At 57.0% G+C, this 17629-nt stretch carries 16 protein-coding genes; 9 read left to right on the top strand and 7 right to left on the bottom strand.

The genetic code is table 11. From position 1 onward, the window contains the following. Nucleotides 1-82 precede the first annotated feature (82 nt). Genes NR201_RS18230 through glpE form a run of 3 tightly spaced genes read right to left on the bottom strand, consistent with a single transcriptional unit; the run spans nt 83 to nt 2050 of the window. A complete protein-coding gene (locus NR201_RS18230) occupies nt 83-841 on the bottom strand; it encodes a DeoR/GlpR family transcriptional regulator (RefSeq protein WP_010253201.1) in 759 nt (252 codons plus the stop codon). 31 nt (nt 842-872) lie between these two features. Beyond that, entirely contained in the window at nt 873-1694 is an 822-nt protein-coding gene (gene glpG / locus NR201_RS18225) for a rhomboid family intramembrane serine protease GlpG (RefSeq protein ID WP_010671549.1), read from the bottom strand. 29 nt (nt 1695-1723) lie between these two features. After that, complete coding sequence (gene glpE / locus NR201_RS18220; RefSeq protein WP_256850056.1) at nt 1724-2050, bottom strand: thiosulfate sulfurtransferase GlpE; 327 nt, start codon at nt 2048-2050, stop codon at nt 1724-1726. Nucleotides 2051-2277: 227 nt separating this feature from the next. Here glpE and glpD point away from each other — a divergent pair, with 227 nt between their 5' ends. The 9 genes from glpD (at nt 2278) to mdcH (ending at nt 11228) form a co-directional block, all read left to right on the top strand. After that, nucleotides 2278-3783 (top strand): glycerol-3-phosphate dehydrogenase, encoded by a 1506-nt coding sequence (glpD, locus tag NR201_RS18215; RefSeq protein ID WP_010671548.1) that lies wholly within the window; start codon nt 2278-2280, stop codon nt 3781-3783. A 381-nt stretch (nt 3784-4164) separates the two neighbouring features. After that, a complete protein-coding gene (gene mdcA, locus NR201_RS18210) occupies nt 4165-5820 on the top strand; it encodes a malonate decarboxylase subunit alpha (protein ID WP_010253213.1) in 1656 nt (551 codons plus the stop codon). Then, nucleotides 5820-6680 carry a triphosphoribosyl-dephospho-CoA synthase gene (locus NR201_RS18205; protein ID WP_256850055.1) on the top strand — a complete coding sequence of 287 codons (861 nt, stop codon included), beginning with the start codon at nt 5820-5822 and terminating at the stop codon, nt 6678-6680. The genes mdcA and NR201_RS18205 overlap by 1 nt, the downstream gene beginning before the upstream one ends. 8 nt (nt 6681-6688) lie before the next feature. Next, the gene (gene mdcC / locus NR201_RS18200; protein WP_256850054.1) at nt 6689-6988 is read left to right on the top strand and encodes a malonate decarboxylase acyl carrier protein; all 300 of its coding nucleotides are present in this window, start codon (nt 6689-6691) and stop codon (nt 6986-6988) included. Continuing rightward, nucleotides 6981-7814 (top strand): biotin-independent malonate decarboxylase subunit beta, encoded by an 834-nt coding sequence (locus NR201_RS18195; RefSeq protein WP_010253223.1) that lies wholly within the window; start codon nt 6981-6983, stop codon nt 7812-7814. The genes mdcC and NR201_RS18195 overlap by 8 nt, the downstream gene beginning before the upstream one ends. Further along, nucleotides 7814-8614, top strand: coding sequence for a biotin-independent malonate decarboxylase subunit gamma (gene mdcE, locus NR201_RS18190; RefSeq protein ID WP_033768059.1), 801 nt, complete (start codon nt 7814-7816; stop codon nt 8612-8614). The genes NR201_RS18195 and mdcE overlap by 1 nt, the downstream gene beginning before the upstream one ends. Nucleotides 8615-8747: 133 nt before the next feature. Then, entirely contained in the window at nt 8748-9707 is a 960-nt protein-coding gene (locus tag NR201_RS18185; protein WP_010253228.1) for an AEC family transporter, read from the top strand. Nucleotide 9708: 1 nt separating this feature from the next. Then, the gene (locus NR201_RS18180) at nt 9709-10329 is read left to right on the top strand and encodes a malonate decarboxylase holo-ACP synthase (RefSeq protein ID WP_154210751.1); all 621 of its coding nucleotides are present in this window, start codon (nt 9709-9711) and stop codon (nt 10327-10329) included. Next, nucleotides 10326-11228, top strand: coding sequence for a malonate decarboxylase subunit epsilon (mdcH, locus tag NR201_RS18175; protein ID WP_256850053.1), 903 nt, complete (start codon nt 10326-10328; stop codon nt 11226-11228). The genes NR201_RS18180 and mdcH overlap by 4 nt, the downstream gene beginning before the upstream one ends. On the opposite strand, the gene NR201_RS18170 is transcribed toward mdcH, so the two are convergent. From NR201_RS18170 to glgC, 4 genes are all read right to left on the bottom strand, one after another. Beyond that, complete coding sequence (locus NR201_RS18170; protein ID WP_083070490.1) at nt 11209-12144, bottom strand: LysR family transcriptional regulator; 936 nt, start codon at nt 12142-12144, stop codon at nt 11209-11211. The two genes, mdcH and NR201_RS18170, sit on opposite strands and share 20 nt — an antisense overlap. Nucleotides 12145-12366: 222 nt before the next feature. After that, complete coding sequence (glgP, locus tag NR201_RS18165; protein WP_010253240.1) at nt 12367-14814, bottom strand: glycogen phosphorylase; 2448 nt, start codon at nt 14812-14814, stop codon at nt 12367-12369. Nucleotides 14815-14833: 19 nt separating this feature from the next. Further along, on the bottom strand, nt 14834-16267 hold the full coding sequence (glgA, locus tag NR201_RS18160; RefSeq protein ID WP_010253243.1) for a glycogen synthase GlgA: 1434 nt from the start codon (nt 16265-16267) through the stop codon (nt 14834-14836). 63 nt (nt 16268-16330) lie between these two features. Then, nucleotides 16331-17623 (bottom strand): glucose-1-phosphate adenylyltransferase, encoded by a 1293-nt coding sequence (gene glgC / locus NR201_RS18155; protein WP_010253246.1) that lies wholly within the window; start codon nt 17621-17623, stop codon nt 16331-16333. Nucleotides 17624-17629: the final 6 nt, after the last annotated feature.

Genomic DNA, 17629 nt, shown 5'->3' with positions numbered 1-17629 from the left:
ACCGTTAAGTAAAGACGGGAGTGAGGAAAAAAGCGACAGCAATCAAAGAAAAACGCCAGCCGGGAGGCTGGCGTGGCAGGAATCAGCAGAGTTCGAGGTGAACCTCATGCTGCTCAATCACCTTCATTACGCTGGCAGGCGGCGTTTTGTCCGTGTAGAGGTAGTCAAGCAGACTCATGTTGCCGAGGTTGACCATCGCGTTACGGCCAAACTTCGAGTGATCCACCACCAGCATCACGCAGCGTGAATTTTCAATGATGGCGCGCTTGGTGCGGACTTCGTGATAGTCAAACTCCAGCAGCGAACCATCCATATCGATGCCGCTGATCCCCAGAATGCCGTAGTCGAGACGGAACTGAGAAATAAAGTCGAGCGTCGCTTCACCCATTACCGCGCCATCACGGGTCCGCACTTCACCGCCCGCGATAATGACCCGGAAATCGGGTTTATCCATCAGCAGCATGGCGACGTTAAGGTTATTGGTGACCACGCGCAAATCGCTGTGGTTGAGCAGCGCATGCGCCACCGCTTCCGGCGTGGTGCCGATATCGATAAACAGCGTGGCACCATCCGGGATCTGGCTGGCCACGCGCTGGGCAATCCGCGCTTTTTCCGCTGACCACATCATTTTACGGTCGTGCCAGGCGGTATTCTCAGAGCTGGAGGGAAGCGCCGCGCCGCCGTGGTGACGCTGAATTTTGTTCTGATCGGCCAGATCGTTGAGATCGCGACGAATGGTTTGCGGGCTGACCTCAAAATGATCCACCAGCTCCTCAGTACTGACATATCCCTGACGACGGACTAAATCGATAATCGCGTCATGACGTTGCGTCTGCTTCACGTTCCTCTCCTGTTAACCCGCATAATCCTGTCTAACGACGCGTGACTTTACGCGTATCCACCAGCGCCATCGCCAGTCCGACCACCAGACCGGCGACGTGCGCCGCGTTGGCAATAGCCAGACCAAAGACGCCAAACCAGCCAATCACCAGCCAGACCAGCGCAAAACCGATCAATCCCCGTTCAAGATAGACGCCGCTGTCGGGATCGCGCTCCCCGCGCAGCCAGCAGTAACCCATCAGGGCATAGACCACGCCCGACAGGCCACCAAACCAGATGCCGCTGAACTTCGCCTGCAGCCAGCCGCTGAGCAGAGCCGAAATCAGCAGGATGACAAAGAGTTTGCCGCTGCCAAGTCGCTTCTCAACCGCGCCGCCCAGATACCACCACCACATCAGATTAAACAGAATGTGCAGCAGTGAAAAGTGCAGCAGCGCATGGCTGAACCAGCGCCAGACCTGAAGATGCTGATCGGCATCCGGCCAGGAGAGCCAGGCCATCACGGTGCGATCGCCCATGACCTGCATCAGAATAAATATCGCGATACAGAGCACCATCAGCGTCATGGTCAGCGGACCGGCACGCTCACGGATATTCGCCCAGATATTGCTGCGCTCATAGCGCAGGCCACTGTCGGTTTTTCCGCTGTGCCAGCTGGCGGCCTGATAACGCGGATGGTTAGGGTCGTGCAAAAACTGCTGAAGTTCGTTTTCGACCAGTGAAATCTTGCTCTCATCATCCAGCATGATGACGTAGTGATTTTCATGCTCAATACGCAGCGTGATGCCCCGCGTCGCCATGTAGTCAACAAAGGCCTGCGCCATGCGGGGCTGATTAAATTGAGTAATGCGCATCAGTAACTCTCCATGTGACGAGCGGCAATCTATTCGCTGCCGAGGGCAACCTGCTGAGGAAAGGCAGCACGCCAGGCATCAAAGCCGCCATCAATGCTGTACGCCGCGCTGAAGCCCTGTCCCAGCAGATACTGTGCCGCGCTTTTGCTGCTGTTGCCGTGATAGCACATCACCAGCACCGGCAGGCTGAGATCGGCGCCGCTGACAAAATCGCTGAGGTTGCTGTTGGTCAGATGCAACGCACCGGCCGCATGACCCAGGGCATAACTTTGCGGATCGCGGATATCTACCAGCAGCGCACCCTGCGCCAGACGCGCCTGCGCCTGCTGCACATCAATACATTCGAACGTTTCCATGGGATCTCTCATAACAGCGTCACAATAGCGCGTAGTGTAACCCGAGAATCCACGCCGATAACCTGACAATCGTTACGGCTATCGGTTTTTTTGGTGGGCAGAATGTTAGCTATATCACGCAAAAATGTTTTTACCTGGTTAAAAGCTGGCGTCAATGTTGGTTTGCGATTATGATTATGCTCGAAAACGAACATTAGTGAACTATTCCGAACATCGGAGGAGATGACGTGGAAACCAAAGACCTGATCGTGATCGGCGGCGGCATCAACGGTGCCGGCATTGCAGCAGACGCTGCAGGACGCGGACTGTCGGTGTTAATGCTGGAGGCGCGGGATCTGGCTTGCGCGACCTCCTCTGCCAGTTCAAAACTGATTCACGGCGGCTTGCGCTACCTTGAACATTACGAATTCCGTCTGGTCAGTGAAGCACTGGCCGAGCGTGAAGTGCTGCTGAAAATGGCTCCTCATCTGGCGTTCCCTATGCGCTTCCGTCTGCCGCACCGTCCGCATCTGCGTCCGGCGTGGATGATCCGTACCGGCCTGTTTATGTATGACCATCTTGGCAAGCGTACCAGTCTGCCAGGCAGTAAAAGTTTGCGATTTGGCGCGGATTCGGCCCTGAAGCCGGAAATTACGCGCGGATTCGAATATTCTGACTGCTGGGTCGATGATGCCCGCATGGTGGTACTGAACGCACAGGAAGTCGTGAAGCGTGGCGGCGAAGTCCGTACCCGCACCCGCGTGACCCGTGCCTGGCGTGAAGGCGGCCTGTGGAAGGTCGAAGCGGAAGATGTCGACAGCGGTAAAACCTTTACCTGGCAGGCGAAAGGCCTGGTCAATGCTGCCGGCCCGTGGGTCAAACAGCTGTTCGACGACAGCCTGAAGCTGAAATCACCTTACGGTATTCGCCTGATCAAGGGCAGCCACATCGTGGTGCCACGCGTCCATACCGAAAAGCAGGCTTACATTCTGCAGAACGAAGATAACCGCATCGTGTTTGTCATCCCGTGGATGGATGAGTTCTCTATCATCGGTACCACCGACGTCGAGTACAAAGGCGATCCGAAAAACGTCAATATTGATGACAGCGAGACCGACTATCTGCTGAAAGTGTTCAACGGACACTTTAAAAAGCAGCTGACCGCTGACGATATCGTCTGGTCCTATTCCGGTGTCCGTCCGCTGTGTGATGACGAATCCGATTCGCCACAGGCGATCACCCGTGATTACACCCTGGATGTGCGCGACGATAATGGTCAGGCTCCGCTGCTGTCGGTATTTGGCGGCAAGCTGACCACCTACCGTAAGCTGGCAGAACATGCGCTGGAGAAACTGGCGAAGTACTACCCGAACGCGGGCCCGGCATGGACGAAGAACTGCGTGTTGCCAGGCGGAAATATCTCCGGCACCCGTGAAGATTATGCGGCCAGCCTGCGTCGTCGCTATCCGTTTATCAGTGAAAATATGGCGCGCCACTTCTCGCGCACCTACGGCAGCAGCACTGAAACCCTGCTGGCTGGCGCGAAAAGCCTGGACGATCTGGGCGAGAACTTCGGTCACGAGTTTTACGAAGCAGAATTACGCTACCTGGTGCAGCATGAGTGGGTTCGTGAGCTGGATGATGCTATCTGGCGTCGTACCAAACAGGGCATGTGGCTGACCAAAGAGCAGCAGGCGCGAGTCACCGAGTGGCTGGCAGCGAAAGCTAAACCCGCCCTGTCGCTGGCATCATAAACGGACAGTAACTAACTAAAGAATCAGAAAGCAGGCTTCGGCCTGCTTTTTTTATGTCTGCGATAGCGGGTCGGTGAATCCGGGTGCTGATCCGACAGGTTGCGCTTTTCAGCGTGTAGCAGAGTTTATTTTTGTACGACGAACTTTTTATTAAAAATGCCAGGCTCAAACCATTTTTTATACAGAAATCCGTTTATGCGATCACATTTTTGGTCAGCGCCTAAACTCAACTCTTTCTGCTTCGCATATCAAAACGTTCACATCCTATTGTTACTGTAAATATAACGTTCAGGCTTTTTGCTTAATTGAACGACGTCATCAGAAAGCACAAACTTTCCTCAGTAAAAACGAAACAACCGTTATTTTAATCAGGAGGTTGAAATGAACACAGGCCAAACGCCTGCCCGGGAATGGAACACACGCCGCAGTGAAAAAGCGCGTCGTCTGGCATCCTTCCCTGTTGATGGCAAAGTCATTCCTACTGAAAGAGCTGTAGAAGCATTTGAAAAACTGATTGCACCGGGCGACCGGGTGGTACTGGAAGGGAATAACCAGAAGCAGGCCGATTTTTTATCACGTACCCTGGCTGAGGTTAATCCGGCGATAGTACACGACCTGCATATGATTATGCCGAGCGTGGGTCGCAGTGAGCATCTGGATATTTTCGAAAAAGGCATTGCGCGTAAACTCGACTTCTCTTTTTCCGGTCCGCAAAGTCTGCGTATTTCTCAGTTGTTAGAAGATGGTCAGCTGGAAATAGGCGCAATCCACACCTATATCGAACTCTATTCCCGCCTTTATGTCGATCTGAGTCCAAACGTCGCGCTGATTGCCGGTTATAAAGCTGACCGCAAAGGCAACCTTTACACCGGCCCGAGTACTGAAGATACGCCTGCCCTGGTGGAAGCCGCCGCGTTCCGTGACGGTATCGTGATTGCCCAGGTAAATGAGCTGGTCGATGACGAGACCGACCTGCCCCGCGTCGATATTCCCGGCTCCTGGATCGATTACATCGTCGTAGCCGATAAACCTTTCTTTATCGAACCGCTGTTTACCCGCGATCCGCGCCTGATTAAGCAGGAACATATCCTGATGGCGATGATGGCGATTAAAGGCATTTACGCCGAACATCAGGTGCAGTCACTTAACCACGGTATCGGTTTTAATACCGCCGCGATCGAACTGCTGCTGCCTACCTACGGCGAACAACTCGGCCTGAAAGGCAAAATCTGTAAGCACTGGACCCTTAACCCGCATCCGACGCTGATCCCGGCGATTGAGAGCGGCTGGGTTGAGAGCGTGCACTGCTTCGGTGGCGAGCTGGGCATGGAAGAGTACATTCGCGCCCGTCCCGATATCTTCTTCACCGGCAGCGACGGCTCTATGCGCTCTAACCGCGCCTTCTGTCAGCTGGCAGGTCAGTATGCGGTGGATATGTTTATCGGTGCCACCCTGCAGGTCGATGGCCTGGCAAACTCCTCAACCGTGACCCGCGGTCGCCTTTCCGGGTTCGGCGGTGCGCCTAACATGGGCCACGATCCGCACGGCCGACGCCATGCCACGCCTGCATGGCTCAATATGATCACCGAACCGGACCCGATGCAGCGCGGTAAAAAACTGGTGGTTCAGATGGTGGAAACCTTCCAGGCCGGTGCCAAACCGACCTTTGTTGAAACGCTTGATGCCGTTGAAGTGGCGAAATCGACCGGTATGCCGCTGGCACCCGTGATGATCTATGGCGATGACGTCACCCACGTGCTGACCGAAGAGGGTATTGCCTATCTCTATCGCGCGGAAAGCCTTGAAGAGCGCCGTGCGATGGTCGCTGCGGTAGCCGGCATCACCGATATCGGCCTTGGCGTCGATGCGGCGCGCGTGGCGGCCCTGCGTAAAAGCGGCAAAGTGGTCTATCCGGAAGATATGGGCATTCGTCGTTCAGATGCGACCCGCTCACTGCTCGCCGCCAGCAGCGTCTCTGACCTGGTGGAATGGTCGGGTGGTCTTTATAACCCACCGGCAAAATTCCGGAGCTGGTAATGAAACTTCTGTCGCAGACTCAAACCGAGGCGCAGGCCAGCCAGCTGGCGATGATTGCGCGCGATTGTCTGACCGATGAAGCGCGGCTAAGCCCCAAGCCGGGTCTGGTAGACAGTCGGGGAAACGGCGCGCATCAGGACCTGACGCTGGCGCTGATGGAGCGTTCCGCTCACAGCCTTGTGCCGACCTTTCTGGCGCTGGCCCGTCAATGCTGGCTGCGTCCTGCTGATATTGCCCTGCGTGAAACGGTGGGTCGGCTGGGCCGTGACGGTGAACAGCAAATGATGGCGGCAACCGGCGGCGTCAACACCCATCGGGGTGCGATCTGGGCGCTGGGACTGCTGGTCAGTGCTGCAGCCATGCACGGTGGCGCGGCCAGTGCCGACCAGCTGACCCGCACAGCAGCCGCGCTGGCCAGCCTGCCCGACCGCGCCGCACCAAAACTGTTCAGCAAAGGGTTAAAAGCGACGCATCGCTATCGGGTGCCCGGCGCACGCGAAGAGGCGCAACAGGCGTTTCCTCACGTGATGAAGCTGGCGCTGCCACAACTGCTGACAAGTCGTGCAACAGGTGCCAGTGAAAATGAAGCCCGCCTTGATGCGCTGATGGCGATCATGACCTCGCTCAGCGATACCTGCGTGCTGTCACGGGCCGGTATGACCGGACTGCAAGCGATGCAGCAGGGAGCACGCGCCGTGCTGCTGTCTGGCGGCTGTCGCACAGCAGGCGGTCAGAAGGCGCTGGTGCAGCTCGACCAGCGCATGCTGTCGCTCAACGCTTCGCCTGGCGGGGCCGCCGATTTGCTGGCCGCGACGCTGTTTATTGATCGGGTCTGTTCACCTGAACATTCTTATTTCTAGAGGCCATTATGGAACACATCACATTATCTTTACCTGCTAACCGCTCACTCAGCGGTAAAGCTCTGGCAGGGGTCGTTGGTTCCGGTGATATGGAAGTGCTGTACACCGCAACTGAAGGACAAACGCTTAGCATTGATATCACCACCTCACTGGATAACAGCGACGCCCGCTGGAAGGCGCTGTTTGACCGCCTGAATTTAACCAACGGTCTGCCTGCCGGAAAGCTGATTATTTACGATTTCGGCGCGACACCCGGCGTGGCGCGTATCCGTATTGAACAGGTTTTTGAGGAGGTGAGCCATGCGTAACGATGCCAGTTTTATTGAATTACGCGCCCGTGAGCGCGCCCGTGCACTGCTGGACGACGGCAGCTATCGCGAACTGCTGGATCCTTTCGAAGGCATCATGTCGCCGTGGCTGGCCCCGCAGGGTGTGGTGCCGCAGTCAGATGACGGCATGGTGGTGGCACGCGGCACGCTGAACGGGCAGCCTGCGGTCGTTATCGCCATTGAAGGCACCTTCCAGGGTGGCAGCATGGGCGAAGTCTCCGGTGCCAAAATGGCGGCGGCGCTGGAACTGGCAGCCGAAGACAACCGCAACGGAATACCCACTCAGGCGGTGCTCTGCCTGGAAACCGGCGGCGTGCGTTTACAGGAAGCCAATCTGGGGCTGGCGGCGATTGCCGATATTCATGCCGCGATTGTCGATCTGCGCCGCTATACCCCGGTTATCGGCATTATTGCCGGTACCGTCGGCTGCTTTGGCGGGATGTCCATCGCCGCTGCGCTGTGCAGCTACCTGATTGTGACGCGTGAAGCGCGCCTGGGGCTGAACGGTCCACAGGTGATTGAGCAGGAAGCGGGCATTGAAGAGTATGACTCGCGCGATCGTCCGTTTATCTGGAGCATGACCGGCGGTGAAATCCGCTACGCCAGCGGCCTGGTCGATGCGCTGGTCGGTGATGGCGTCAATGCGGTTAAGAGTGCGATGAATGACTTCATCGCTAAAGGTGTTCCGGCGCAGCACCGCAGCGATAAATATGCCGATTTCCTGCCACGTCTGACGCAGTTCGACACCCGTCAGCAGGCGGACACGGCGCAGATTAAACAGCTTTTCGCCCGGGAGGATAAATAATGACCCAGACAAACAGCCGCGGTGCAATCTGGCTGGAAAAACTTGCACCTGATGCGCAGCGCCTCAGCGGCCTGTGTGCCTCTGTCCAGGTGGCGGACGGTGAACTTAATGGTGAAAGCGTGCGCTTTATCGCCGTGGTGCCCGATGCACAAAACCACTATCCGCGTGCCGCGAGGGGCGAAGTCGGTCTGCTGGAAGGCTGGACGCTGGCGAAAGTGGTGAATGAAACGCTGGAAGAGGACAAGAACAGCGACGTAAAACGCCCGATTGTGGCGGTGATCGACGTACCGAGTCAGGCCTATGGCCGTCGCGAAGAGGCGTTCGGTATTCATCAGGCGCTGGCGGGGGCTGCGGGCGCTTATGCCAAAGCACGCCTTGCGGGTCATCCGGTGATTGGGCTGATTGTTGGCAAAGCGATGTCTGGTGCCTTCCTGGCGCACGGTTATCAGGCCAACCGCCTGATTGCGCTCAACGATCAGGGTGTGCTGGTGCACGCCATGGGTAAAGAGTCCGCCGCGCGTATCACGCTGCGTTCGGTGGAGGCGCTGGAGAAACTGGCGGCGACCATTCCGCCGATGGCCTATGACGTGAATAACTTCGCCACGCTGGGTCTGCTCTCCGATCTGCTGAACGTGGCCAATCCCGATGCGCCTTCTGACGCCGATGTGGCGATGGTCGAGATCGCCTTGCAGAAAGCCATTAGCGATGCGCGTCAGGATCCGAGCCTGAAAAACCGGCTGGGCGCATCCAATCGCCACAGCTCCTCCCTGGTTCGCGAGCGGATGCGCGCAACCTGGTAATTAAATAAAAAAATAAACCTGCCGAAACCGGTCTGACGGGGCGCATTGCTAAGTGCGCCCCGGGGCAGTGGCCGTGTTCAGAATTATAAACATCGCTGTTAACAGAAAATTCTTTCTTAAATACAGGTGATTTATGATTTATATAATTGTTCATGCCCTTGCTCCGATTTTTGTCATCATGCTTCTGGGTTTCTGGGCCGGTAAGGCCGGAATGGTCAACAACAAAGACGTCTCTCTGCTGAATATTTTCGTCATGGATTTTGCGCTGCCCGCCGCGCTGTTCAGTGCCACTGTACAAACGCCCTGGCCGGGCATCGTGGCGCAATGGCCGCTGATTGTGGTTATTACCGGCGCAATGTGGATTACCTATGGAGCTGTCTATTTCGCGGCTACAAAAGTTTTCAAAAAGTCACCGCAGGATGCGGCTGTGCTGACACTGACGGTGGCGCTGCCAAATTACGCCGCGCTGGGCCTGCCCATTCTGGCCAGCGTGCTGGGTGAAAATGGTGCCACTTCGCTCTCGGTAGCGGTCTCCATCGCCTGTGGTTCAGTGCTGCTTACACCGCTTTGCCTGCTGATTCTGGAACGTGAAAAAGCGTTTGCCGATGGCACCGAACACGGTTCAACCCTGACCATGCTACCGATTCTGATGTGGCGTTCAGTGAAAAAACCGATCGTACTGGGACCGTTGATTGGCGTGGTGTTATCAGCGCTGGGCGTTAAAATGCCTGATCTGGTGCTGGCCGCCATCAAACCGCTGGGTCTGGCTGCCACCGCCGCTGCACTCTTCCTGACCGGTGTCATCCTGTCGGCACGCAAACTGAAACTCAACGCGGTGGTGGGCGTCGGCACGGTAACTAAACTGCTGATTCAGCCCTTTATCGCCTGGGGTCTGGTGCTGGCATTGGGTCTCAGCGGTCCGGTGGCCATTACCGCCATTCTGATGATTGCGCTCTCCGCCGGTTTCTTCGGGGTGGTGTTTGGCAACCGCTTTGGCGTGCAGTCGCCGGATGCAGAGGCTGTGCTGCTGCTCAGCTCTATTCTCTGTATTTTGTCATTACCGCTGTTCATTACGCTGACATCAGGAATGTAATATGAGCTCTGTACCGCGCCCCCACGATCTGCTCTGGCTGCGAGACGGCAACGCCTTAGCCGCCATCAGTGAGAGCTGGGTCAGTCAGTTCTGGCATCCCGGCCTTCCGGTCGTGGTGCGGCGCGACCGGAGCGAAACCGGGCTGATACCGGTGGGTGTGCGCGGCGAGCGCCGCGAACAGCGCGCCGCCGGATGGGTCAATACAGCGGATATCGTTCGCGTTGTCACGCCGGAGATGCTGACGGCGCGTGCGCAGTTGCTTGCCTCGCCGTTTACCGCTTATGCGCCGGTCGGCGCGGCGATTGCCCTCAGTGAGCACGACTGGCCGTGGCGCTGGGGCATTACCGGCAGTACCGGTTACGCACTGGCAACTCAGCAACCCACACTGCATGCCGCCAGCGATCTTGATTTAGTTATTCGCGCGCCAGAGCCGCTGGCGCGCGATGCGCTGCAACGCTGGCAGGCGCAAACCGACACGCTGGCCTGTCGGGTCGATACGCAGATAGAAACGCCGTCCGGCGCGTTTGCCCTCAGCGAGTGGCTGCGTGAAGGCCGCGCGCTGGTTAAAACCGTTACCGGGCCGATACTGACCGCTTCACCCTGGAGCAGGGAGCTACAATGAAAATACTCTTTACCTTTCCCGGCCAGGGCACTCAGCGTGCCGGGATGTTACAGCACCTTCCCGACGGCGACGCCCTGTTAAACAGCGTGCGTGCAGTTCTGGGCAACGAGACTGACCAGCTCGACAGTGCCGATGCACTGCGCCACACGCGCGCCGTGCAGCTCAGTCTGCTGATTTGCGGTGTCGCCTGGGCGCGCGAGCTGATCCGCCGTGGGGTGAAACCCGATATCGTCAGCGGTCTGTCGATTGGTGCGTTTCCTGCTGCGGTGATTTCCGGCGCATTGGATTTCAGTGATGCTCTGCGGCTGGTGGCACTGCGCGGCGATCTGATGGAGCAGGCTTATCCGGAGGGATATGGCCTGACCGCCATCACCGGCCTGACGCTGAGTCGTCTGGAGAAACTGCTGCCCGGCAGCAACACCTATATCGCCAACCTGAATGCGGAAACGCAGATTGTGATTGCTGGCCGCGACGAGGATATGGCGGTAGTCGCGCAGAAAGCGCTGGATGCCGGTGCCAGCAAAGCGATTAAACTCGCGGTGAGCGTGCCGTCGCACTGCGCGCTGCTGGATAAGCCCGCTGCAGAACTGGCGCGCGCGTTCGGGTCCGTCAGCCTTTCCCGTCCCCATTGCGCTTACCTCAGCGGTTCAACCGGACGCGTGATTTGGGAGCCGGAGAAGATTGCCGACGATCTTGCCTTTAATATGGCGCGTACGGTGCAGTGGAATGATGCGATGGTTTCAGCCAATCAGCGCGATGCCCGACTGGCGATTGAGATGCCGCCTGGCAATGTGCTGACCGGCCTGACGCTTCAGGCAGGCTGGCAGGGCGACGCGATTTGTCTGGAGCGCAACAGCGTTGAGGTTGCACTCCATCTGGTTAAACGGCTAAGTCAGTAAGGCTGCGGGCGTACATCCGCCCTTCTGCCGCCAGTGCCAGCAGGTCATTATCCCGTTCGCGGCGATGTGAGTAGACAATCGAGATCTGCTGACGCATCTGGTAAGGCTCAGCGAGCGTCAGCAGCTGAATGTTGTTTTCATACACCTTCTTCATCCGTCCCGGGATCAGTGCCAGGCCGACGCCCGCCTGCACCAGGCTTATCATCGAGAAGATGTCATTCACCTGGGTGACCATGCGCGGTTCAAATCCGGCTATCTGGAACGCCTCCTGCGAACCGGCATAGGTTGCAAACCCTTCAGCCAGCGAGACAAAATCACGGTCGGCATAATCACGCAGATCCACCGGACCAGCTCCGTCCCGCGTCTCACCGGCCGGTGTGGCCAGAAAGATCCTGTCCTCAAACAGCGGAATCACATCAAAATGCGCGTCGCTGAGTTCGCCGTCATCGGTGGCGATCAGAATCGCATCCAGCGCATCATCTTCCAGCATATTCAGCAGCATTTGATTGGAACCCATGGTCAGATCGAGCTCCAGCGTGGGCCGACGCAGCTTCATGCCCATGATCAGCCGGGGAATGGTCTCCAGCGTCAGGGAGTAGAGCGTGCCAAGTCGCAGACGCCCTCCGCCGATGCCTGCGACTTTGCGCGCCTCTTCAATGCCTTTGCCCATCAGGGTGGTCACATCGCGACAGTAGTCCAGCAGCGTCCAGGCGGCAGGTAGCGGCACCAGGTTGCGGCCCTTGTGGATAAACAGCGGGCAGTCGATGCCCTCTTCCAGCGTATGCAGTGCGCGATGCACGCTGACGCTGCTCAGCTCCAGCGCTTCCGCCGTACGGGCGATATTGCCCTTGCTCATAAACATCATGAAGACGCTGAGTTTACGGAAGGTAATTTCCTGGTTGATGTTGTCACTCATTGCTGCTGTTGCCTGTAGGGTCATTTTGCTTTCCCGCATAGTAGCGATTCTCAGCCAGGGTGTAATGATCTGGCTCGCACAAGAGGCACTTACGGACGCAGAGGCGATAAGAGGCTGAACCTTCTGAAAGAGGAGCGGGATAGACGGTGAACAAAGAGTGCAAAGGAGAGTGCGGCCGATCCCTCGGCCGCAAAGAAAGTCAGAAACCTTACTGCACGCGCCTTACAACCTTACTGGCGAGATATTCCAGATCTCATCAGCGTACTCCTGAATCGTACGGTCCGACGAGAAGTAGCCCATTCCGGCGATGTTTTTAGCCGCGCGGCGTTGCCACTCATCCGGTTTACGGTAGAGCGCATCCACTTTATCCTGGGTATCCACATAGCTGCGATAATCCGCCAGCAATTGGTAGTGATCGCCGAAGTTGACCAGTGAATCGAACAGATTGCGGTAGCGGCCCGGATCCTGCGGACTGAACAGACCGGAAGCAATCTGAGTCAGCACCTGATGCAGCTCTTCATCCTTTTCATAATAGTCACGCGGGTTATAGCCCCCTTTACGCAGGGCTTCGACCTGCGGCGTGGTATTACCAAAAATGAAGATGTTCTCTTCACCGACGTGATCCAGCATTTCAACGTTGGCCCCATCCAGCGTACCGATGGTCAGCGCGCCATTCAGCGCAAACTTCATATTACTGGTGCCGGACGCTTCCGTCCCTGCGGTAGAGATCTGCTCAGAGAGATCGGCCGCCGGAATAATGATCTGCGCCAGGCTCACGCTGTAGTTCGGGATGAAGACCACCTTCAGTTTGTTCTTCACCTGCGGATCGTTGTTGATCACATTGGCGACATCGTTGATCAGATGAATGATGTGCTTGGCAACGTAATAGGCCGACGCCGCTTTACCGGCAAAGATATTGACGCGTGGCACCCAATCCGCCTGCGGATCAGCCTTGATACGGTTGTATCGGGTGATCACATGCAGCACGTTGAGCAACTGGCGTTTGTACTCGTGAATACGCTTGATCTGCACATCAAACAGCGCGTTCGGGTCGAGCACCACGTCCAGATTCTTCGCCACCCAGTCGGCCAGCCGACGCTTGTTCTGATACTTGGCGACCGCCACTTTTTCAATAAACGCCGGATAGTCGATCTGCGCCTTCAGCTCGCCCAGCTGGCTGAGATCGGTGCGCCAGTTGCGGCCAATCTCCTCATCCAGCACCTCTGACAGCGCCGGATTAGCCAGCGCCAGCCAGCGACGCGGAGTGACGCCATTAGTTTTGTTACAGAAGCGACCAGGGAACAGGCGGGAGAAATCGGCAAACAGCGACTGTACCATCAGGTTGGAGTGCAGCTCCGAAACGCCGTTTACTTTGTGGCTGACCACCACCGCCAGCCAGCCCATGCGTATCCGGCGGCCATCGTTTTCGTCGATGATCGAAATGCGCGACAGCAGATCCAGGTCATCGGGATAGTGATCCTGAATGGTCTTAAGGAAGAAGTCGTTAATTTCAAAAATAATGCTGAGGTGACGCGGCAGGATCTTGCCGATCATATCGACCGGCCAGGTTTCCAGCGCTTCGGTCATCAACGTATGGTTGGTATAGGAGAAGACCTGACAGCAGACGTCAAAAGCGTTGTCCCAGCTGAATTTATGATCGTCGATAAGCAGGCGCATCAGTTCGGGGATCGCCAGCACCGGATGGGTATCATTCAGGTGAATAGCGATTTTATCCGCCAGGTTGTCCCAGGTCTGATGCATCCGCCAGTGACGATTCAGAATGTCCTGCACCGTCGCGGAGACCAGGAAATATTCCTGACGCAGGCGCAGTTCACGGCCTGAGTAGGTCGAGTCATCCGGATAGAGCACGCGTGACACGTTCTCGGAGTGGTTTTTATCTTCCACCGCCGCAAAGTAGTCGCCCTGGTTGAATTTGCCGAGGTTGATTTCGTTGCTGGCCTGCGCGCCCCACAGCCGTAAGGTGTTGGTAGCGTCGGTGTCAAAGCCCGGAATGATCTGGTCATAGGCCATCGCCAGGATCTCTTCGGTCTCCAGCCAGCGCACTTTCGCGCCTTCGTGCTGGACGCGGCCACCAAAGCGCACTTTGTAACGGGTATTGAAACGCTGGAATTCCCACGGATTACCATATTCAAGCCAGTAATCCGGCGACTCTTTCTGCTCACCTTCCACAATGTTCTGTTTGAACATGCCGTAGTCATACCGGATGCCATAGCCACGGCCCGGCATGCCCAGCGTCGCCAGCGAGTCGAGGAAACAGGCCGCCAGGCGACCCAGACCACCGTTGCCCAGCCCCGGATCGTTCTCCTCTTCCATCAGCTCGGCCAGATCCAGACCCATCTCATCCAGCGCCTGGTTGAGATCGTCATAAATCCCCATCGCCAGCAGCGCATTGCCCAGCGTGCGGCCCATCAGGAACTCCATCGACAGGTAATAGACCTGCCGGACATCCTGCGACAGCTGAGCACGGCTGGAACGCAGCCAGCGCTCTACCATCCGGTCGCGCACCGCCAGCAGTGAGGCGTTAAGCCACTCATGCTTATTGGCGATAGAGGGATCTTTGCCGATGGTAAACATCAATTTATAGGCAATCGAATGCTTTAAGGCATCAACCGTCAACGTTGGTGAGGCGTAAGTGAAAGGTGCATTCATATCCAGTTTTCCCAATCCGTTACATCAAACGTTGGTAGAGATCACGGTAGGCTTGTGCTGCCACCTGCCAGCTAAAGTCCATCGCCATTGCCTGGCGCTGAACATAGCGCCAGAGCGAAGGACGGGACCACAACACAAACGCGCGGCGGATAGCCCGAAGCAGTGACCAGGCGTTGGCATCTTCAAAACTGAATCCACTGGCGATGCCGTCGGCCAGATTCTCCAGTGAGCTGTCATTCACGGTATCGGCCAGCCCGCCGGTGCGGCGTACTAACGGCAACGTACCATACTTGAGGCCATAGAGTTGTGTCAGACCGCAGGGCTCAAAGCGACTCGGCACCACAATCACGTCTGCGCCGCCGACAATGCGGTGTGAGAACGCTTCGTGATAGCCGATCTGCACGCCGACGCTGCCTGGATGCTCTGCTGCCGCCGCCAGGAAGCCCTGCTGCAGTTCAGCATCGCCCTGGCCCAGCAGCACCAGTTGACCGCCCTGCGCCAGCAAGCCGGGCAGCGCCTCCAGCACCAGGTCCAGCCCTTTCTGTTTGGTCAGACGGCTGATCACGCAGAACACCGGCGCTTTATCATCTACCTTCAGACCCATCGCCACCTGCAGCTGGCGTTTGTTCTCCGCTTTCGCTTCCAGCGTGTCGCGGTTATAACGCGCGCTGAGCAGCAGATCGTGCGCCGGATCCCAGATAGAGGGATCAACGCCGTTGAGAATGCCGCTAAGACGGCCTTCACGCATCCGCTGTGCCAGCAGGGTTTCCATGCCGTAAGCATATTCGGCAGAGGTAATTTCATGGGCGTAAGTCGGGCTGACCGCCGTGATATGGTCGGCGTAAAAAAGTCCCGCTTTCAGGAAGGAGATCTGACCGAAGAACTCCAGCCCGTGCATGTTAAAGAATGACCATGGCAGGCCAATCTCTTCCATGTGGTGCGCCATGAACAGACCCTGATACGCCAGGTTGTGCACGGTGAAGACCGATTTAGCCGGACGACCACGCGCTTCCAGATAGGCGCAGGTCAGGCCTGCATGCCAGTCATGGGCATGAACAATATCGGGACGCCACATCGCGTCCATGCCGCACGCCAGTTCACAGCCAACCCAGCCCAGCAGCGCAAAGCGCAGATAGTTGTCGACATACGCAAACTGCGATTCGTCATGGTAGGGACTACCCGGACGATCGTAGAGGCCGGGAGCATCAATCAAGTAGATGCCCACACCGTTAAATTCACCAAATAGCAGACGTACATGACCGGCAAATGTTTCTCGCTCTGTCACGACCTGGAGATCAGGTATGCCTTTGCGCAATGCGGGAAAAGCGGGCAGTAGTACCCGCGTATCCGTGCCGCCCGCAATTTGTGCCTGAGGTAATGCCCCGACTACATCAGCCAGTCCGCCCGTTTTTAGCAGCGGGAAAAGTTCCGAACAGACATGTAAAACCTGCATCCTCGACCTCATTAAGTTATCCGACACGCTCCGCGTGCCGATTGCGTAAGTTTCGCTTATCGCTTACAGCCCCGCTTTGGCCAGCCTGGCCAGCATGGCGCGGGTTACCAGTACGATGCCTTCATCCGAACGGTGAAACCGGCGACTGTCTTCATCCGGGTTTTCGCCAATGACCATGCCTTCCGGTAACTCGCAGGCACGATCAATGACGCAGCGACGCAGACGACACGATCGGCCCACTACCACATCAGGCAGCAGTACAGTTGAATCTATATTGCAAAAAGAGTTAACGCGTACCCGCGGGAACAGCACCGAATTGACCACCACTGAACCGGAGATGATGCAGCCCCCCGAGACCAGCGAGTTCATAGTCATCCCGTGACTGCCGGAACGATCCTGAACAAATTTGGCAGGCGGCAGCGGCTCCATGTGGGTACGAATCGGCCAGGTGACGTCATACATATCGAGTTCAGGCATCACCGATGCCAGGTCGAGATTGGCGCGCCAGTAGGCTTCCAGCGTCCCGACGTCGCGCCAGTAAGGCGGCGCATTGTCATCGTTCTGTACGCAGGAGAGCGCGAAGGAGTGCGCATAGCCTTCGCCGCTTGCCACGATTTTCGGCAGGATATCTTTGCCGAAGTCGTGGTTAGAGCCTGGCGTCTGCAGATCCTCTTCCAGCAGTTCATAGAGATAGTCTGCGTTGAAAACGTAGATCCCCATGCTGGCGAGCGCCTGGGTGTCATCACCCGGCATGGTGGGCGGTTTCGCGGGTTTCTCCACGAAGTCGATCACCATATTCTCTTCGTCCACCGCCATCACGCCAAACGCCGTGGCTTCATGCACCGGCACCGGTAAACAGGCAATGGTACATTTCGCCTCGTTGACCACGTGATCCAGCAGCATGCGTGAATAATCCATCTTATAAATGTGGTCCCCGGCAAGGATCACGATGTACTGCGCCTGATAGCGGCGAATCACATCAAGGTTTTGCGTCACGGCATCGGCCGTCCCGCGATACCACTGTTCGGTCGAAAATCGCTGCTGCGCTGGCAGCAAATCGACAAACTCATTCATCTCTTCATTGAAGATCGACCAGCCACGCTGGATGTGCTGAGTCAGGGTATGAGACTGATACTGAGTAATCACGCCAATCCGTCGGATACCGGAGTTGACGCAGTTGGAGAGGGCAAAGTCGATAATGCGGAACTTGCCGCCGAAATGCACCGCCGGTTTGGCACGTTTGGCCGTTAAATCGACCAGGCGCGTGCCGCGTCCGCCGGCGAGGATCAGAGCAACCGTCTGTGTAGGGAGCTGGCGGGCCAGCATCAGGTGATCTGTTCTATCTAACTTAACCATGTCTGA

It is taken from the genome of Pantoea sp. Fr-CA_6 (genome assembly GCF_024520895.1).
GTDB classification, from domain to species: Bacteria; Pseudomonadota; Gammaproteobacteria; order Enterobacterales; family Enterobacteriaceae; genus Pantoea; species Pantoea agglomerans.
Note: the sequence above shows the minus strand (reverse complement) of the source record. Positions and strands in the feature narration are given on the sequence as shown.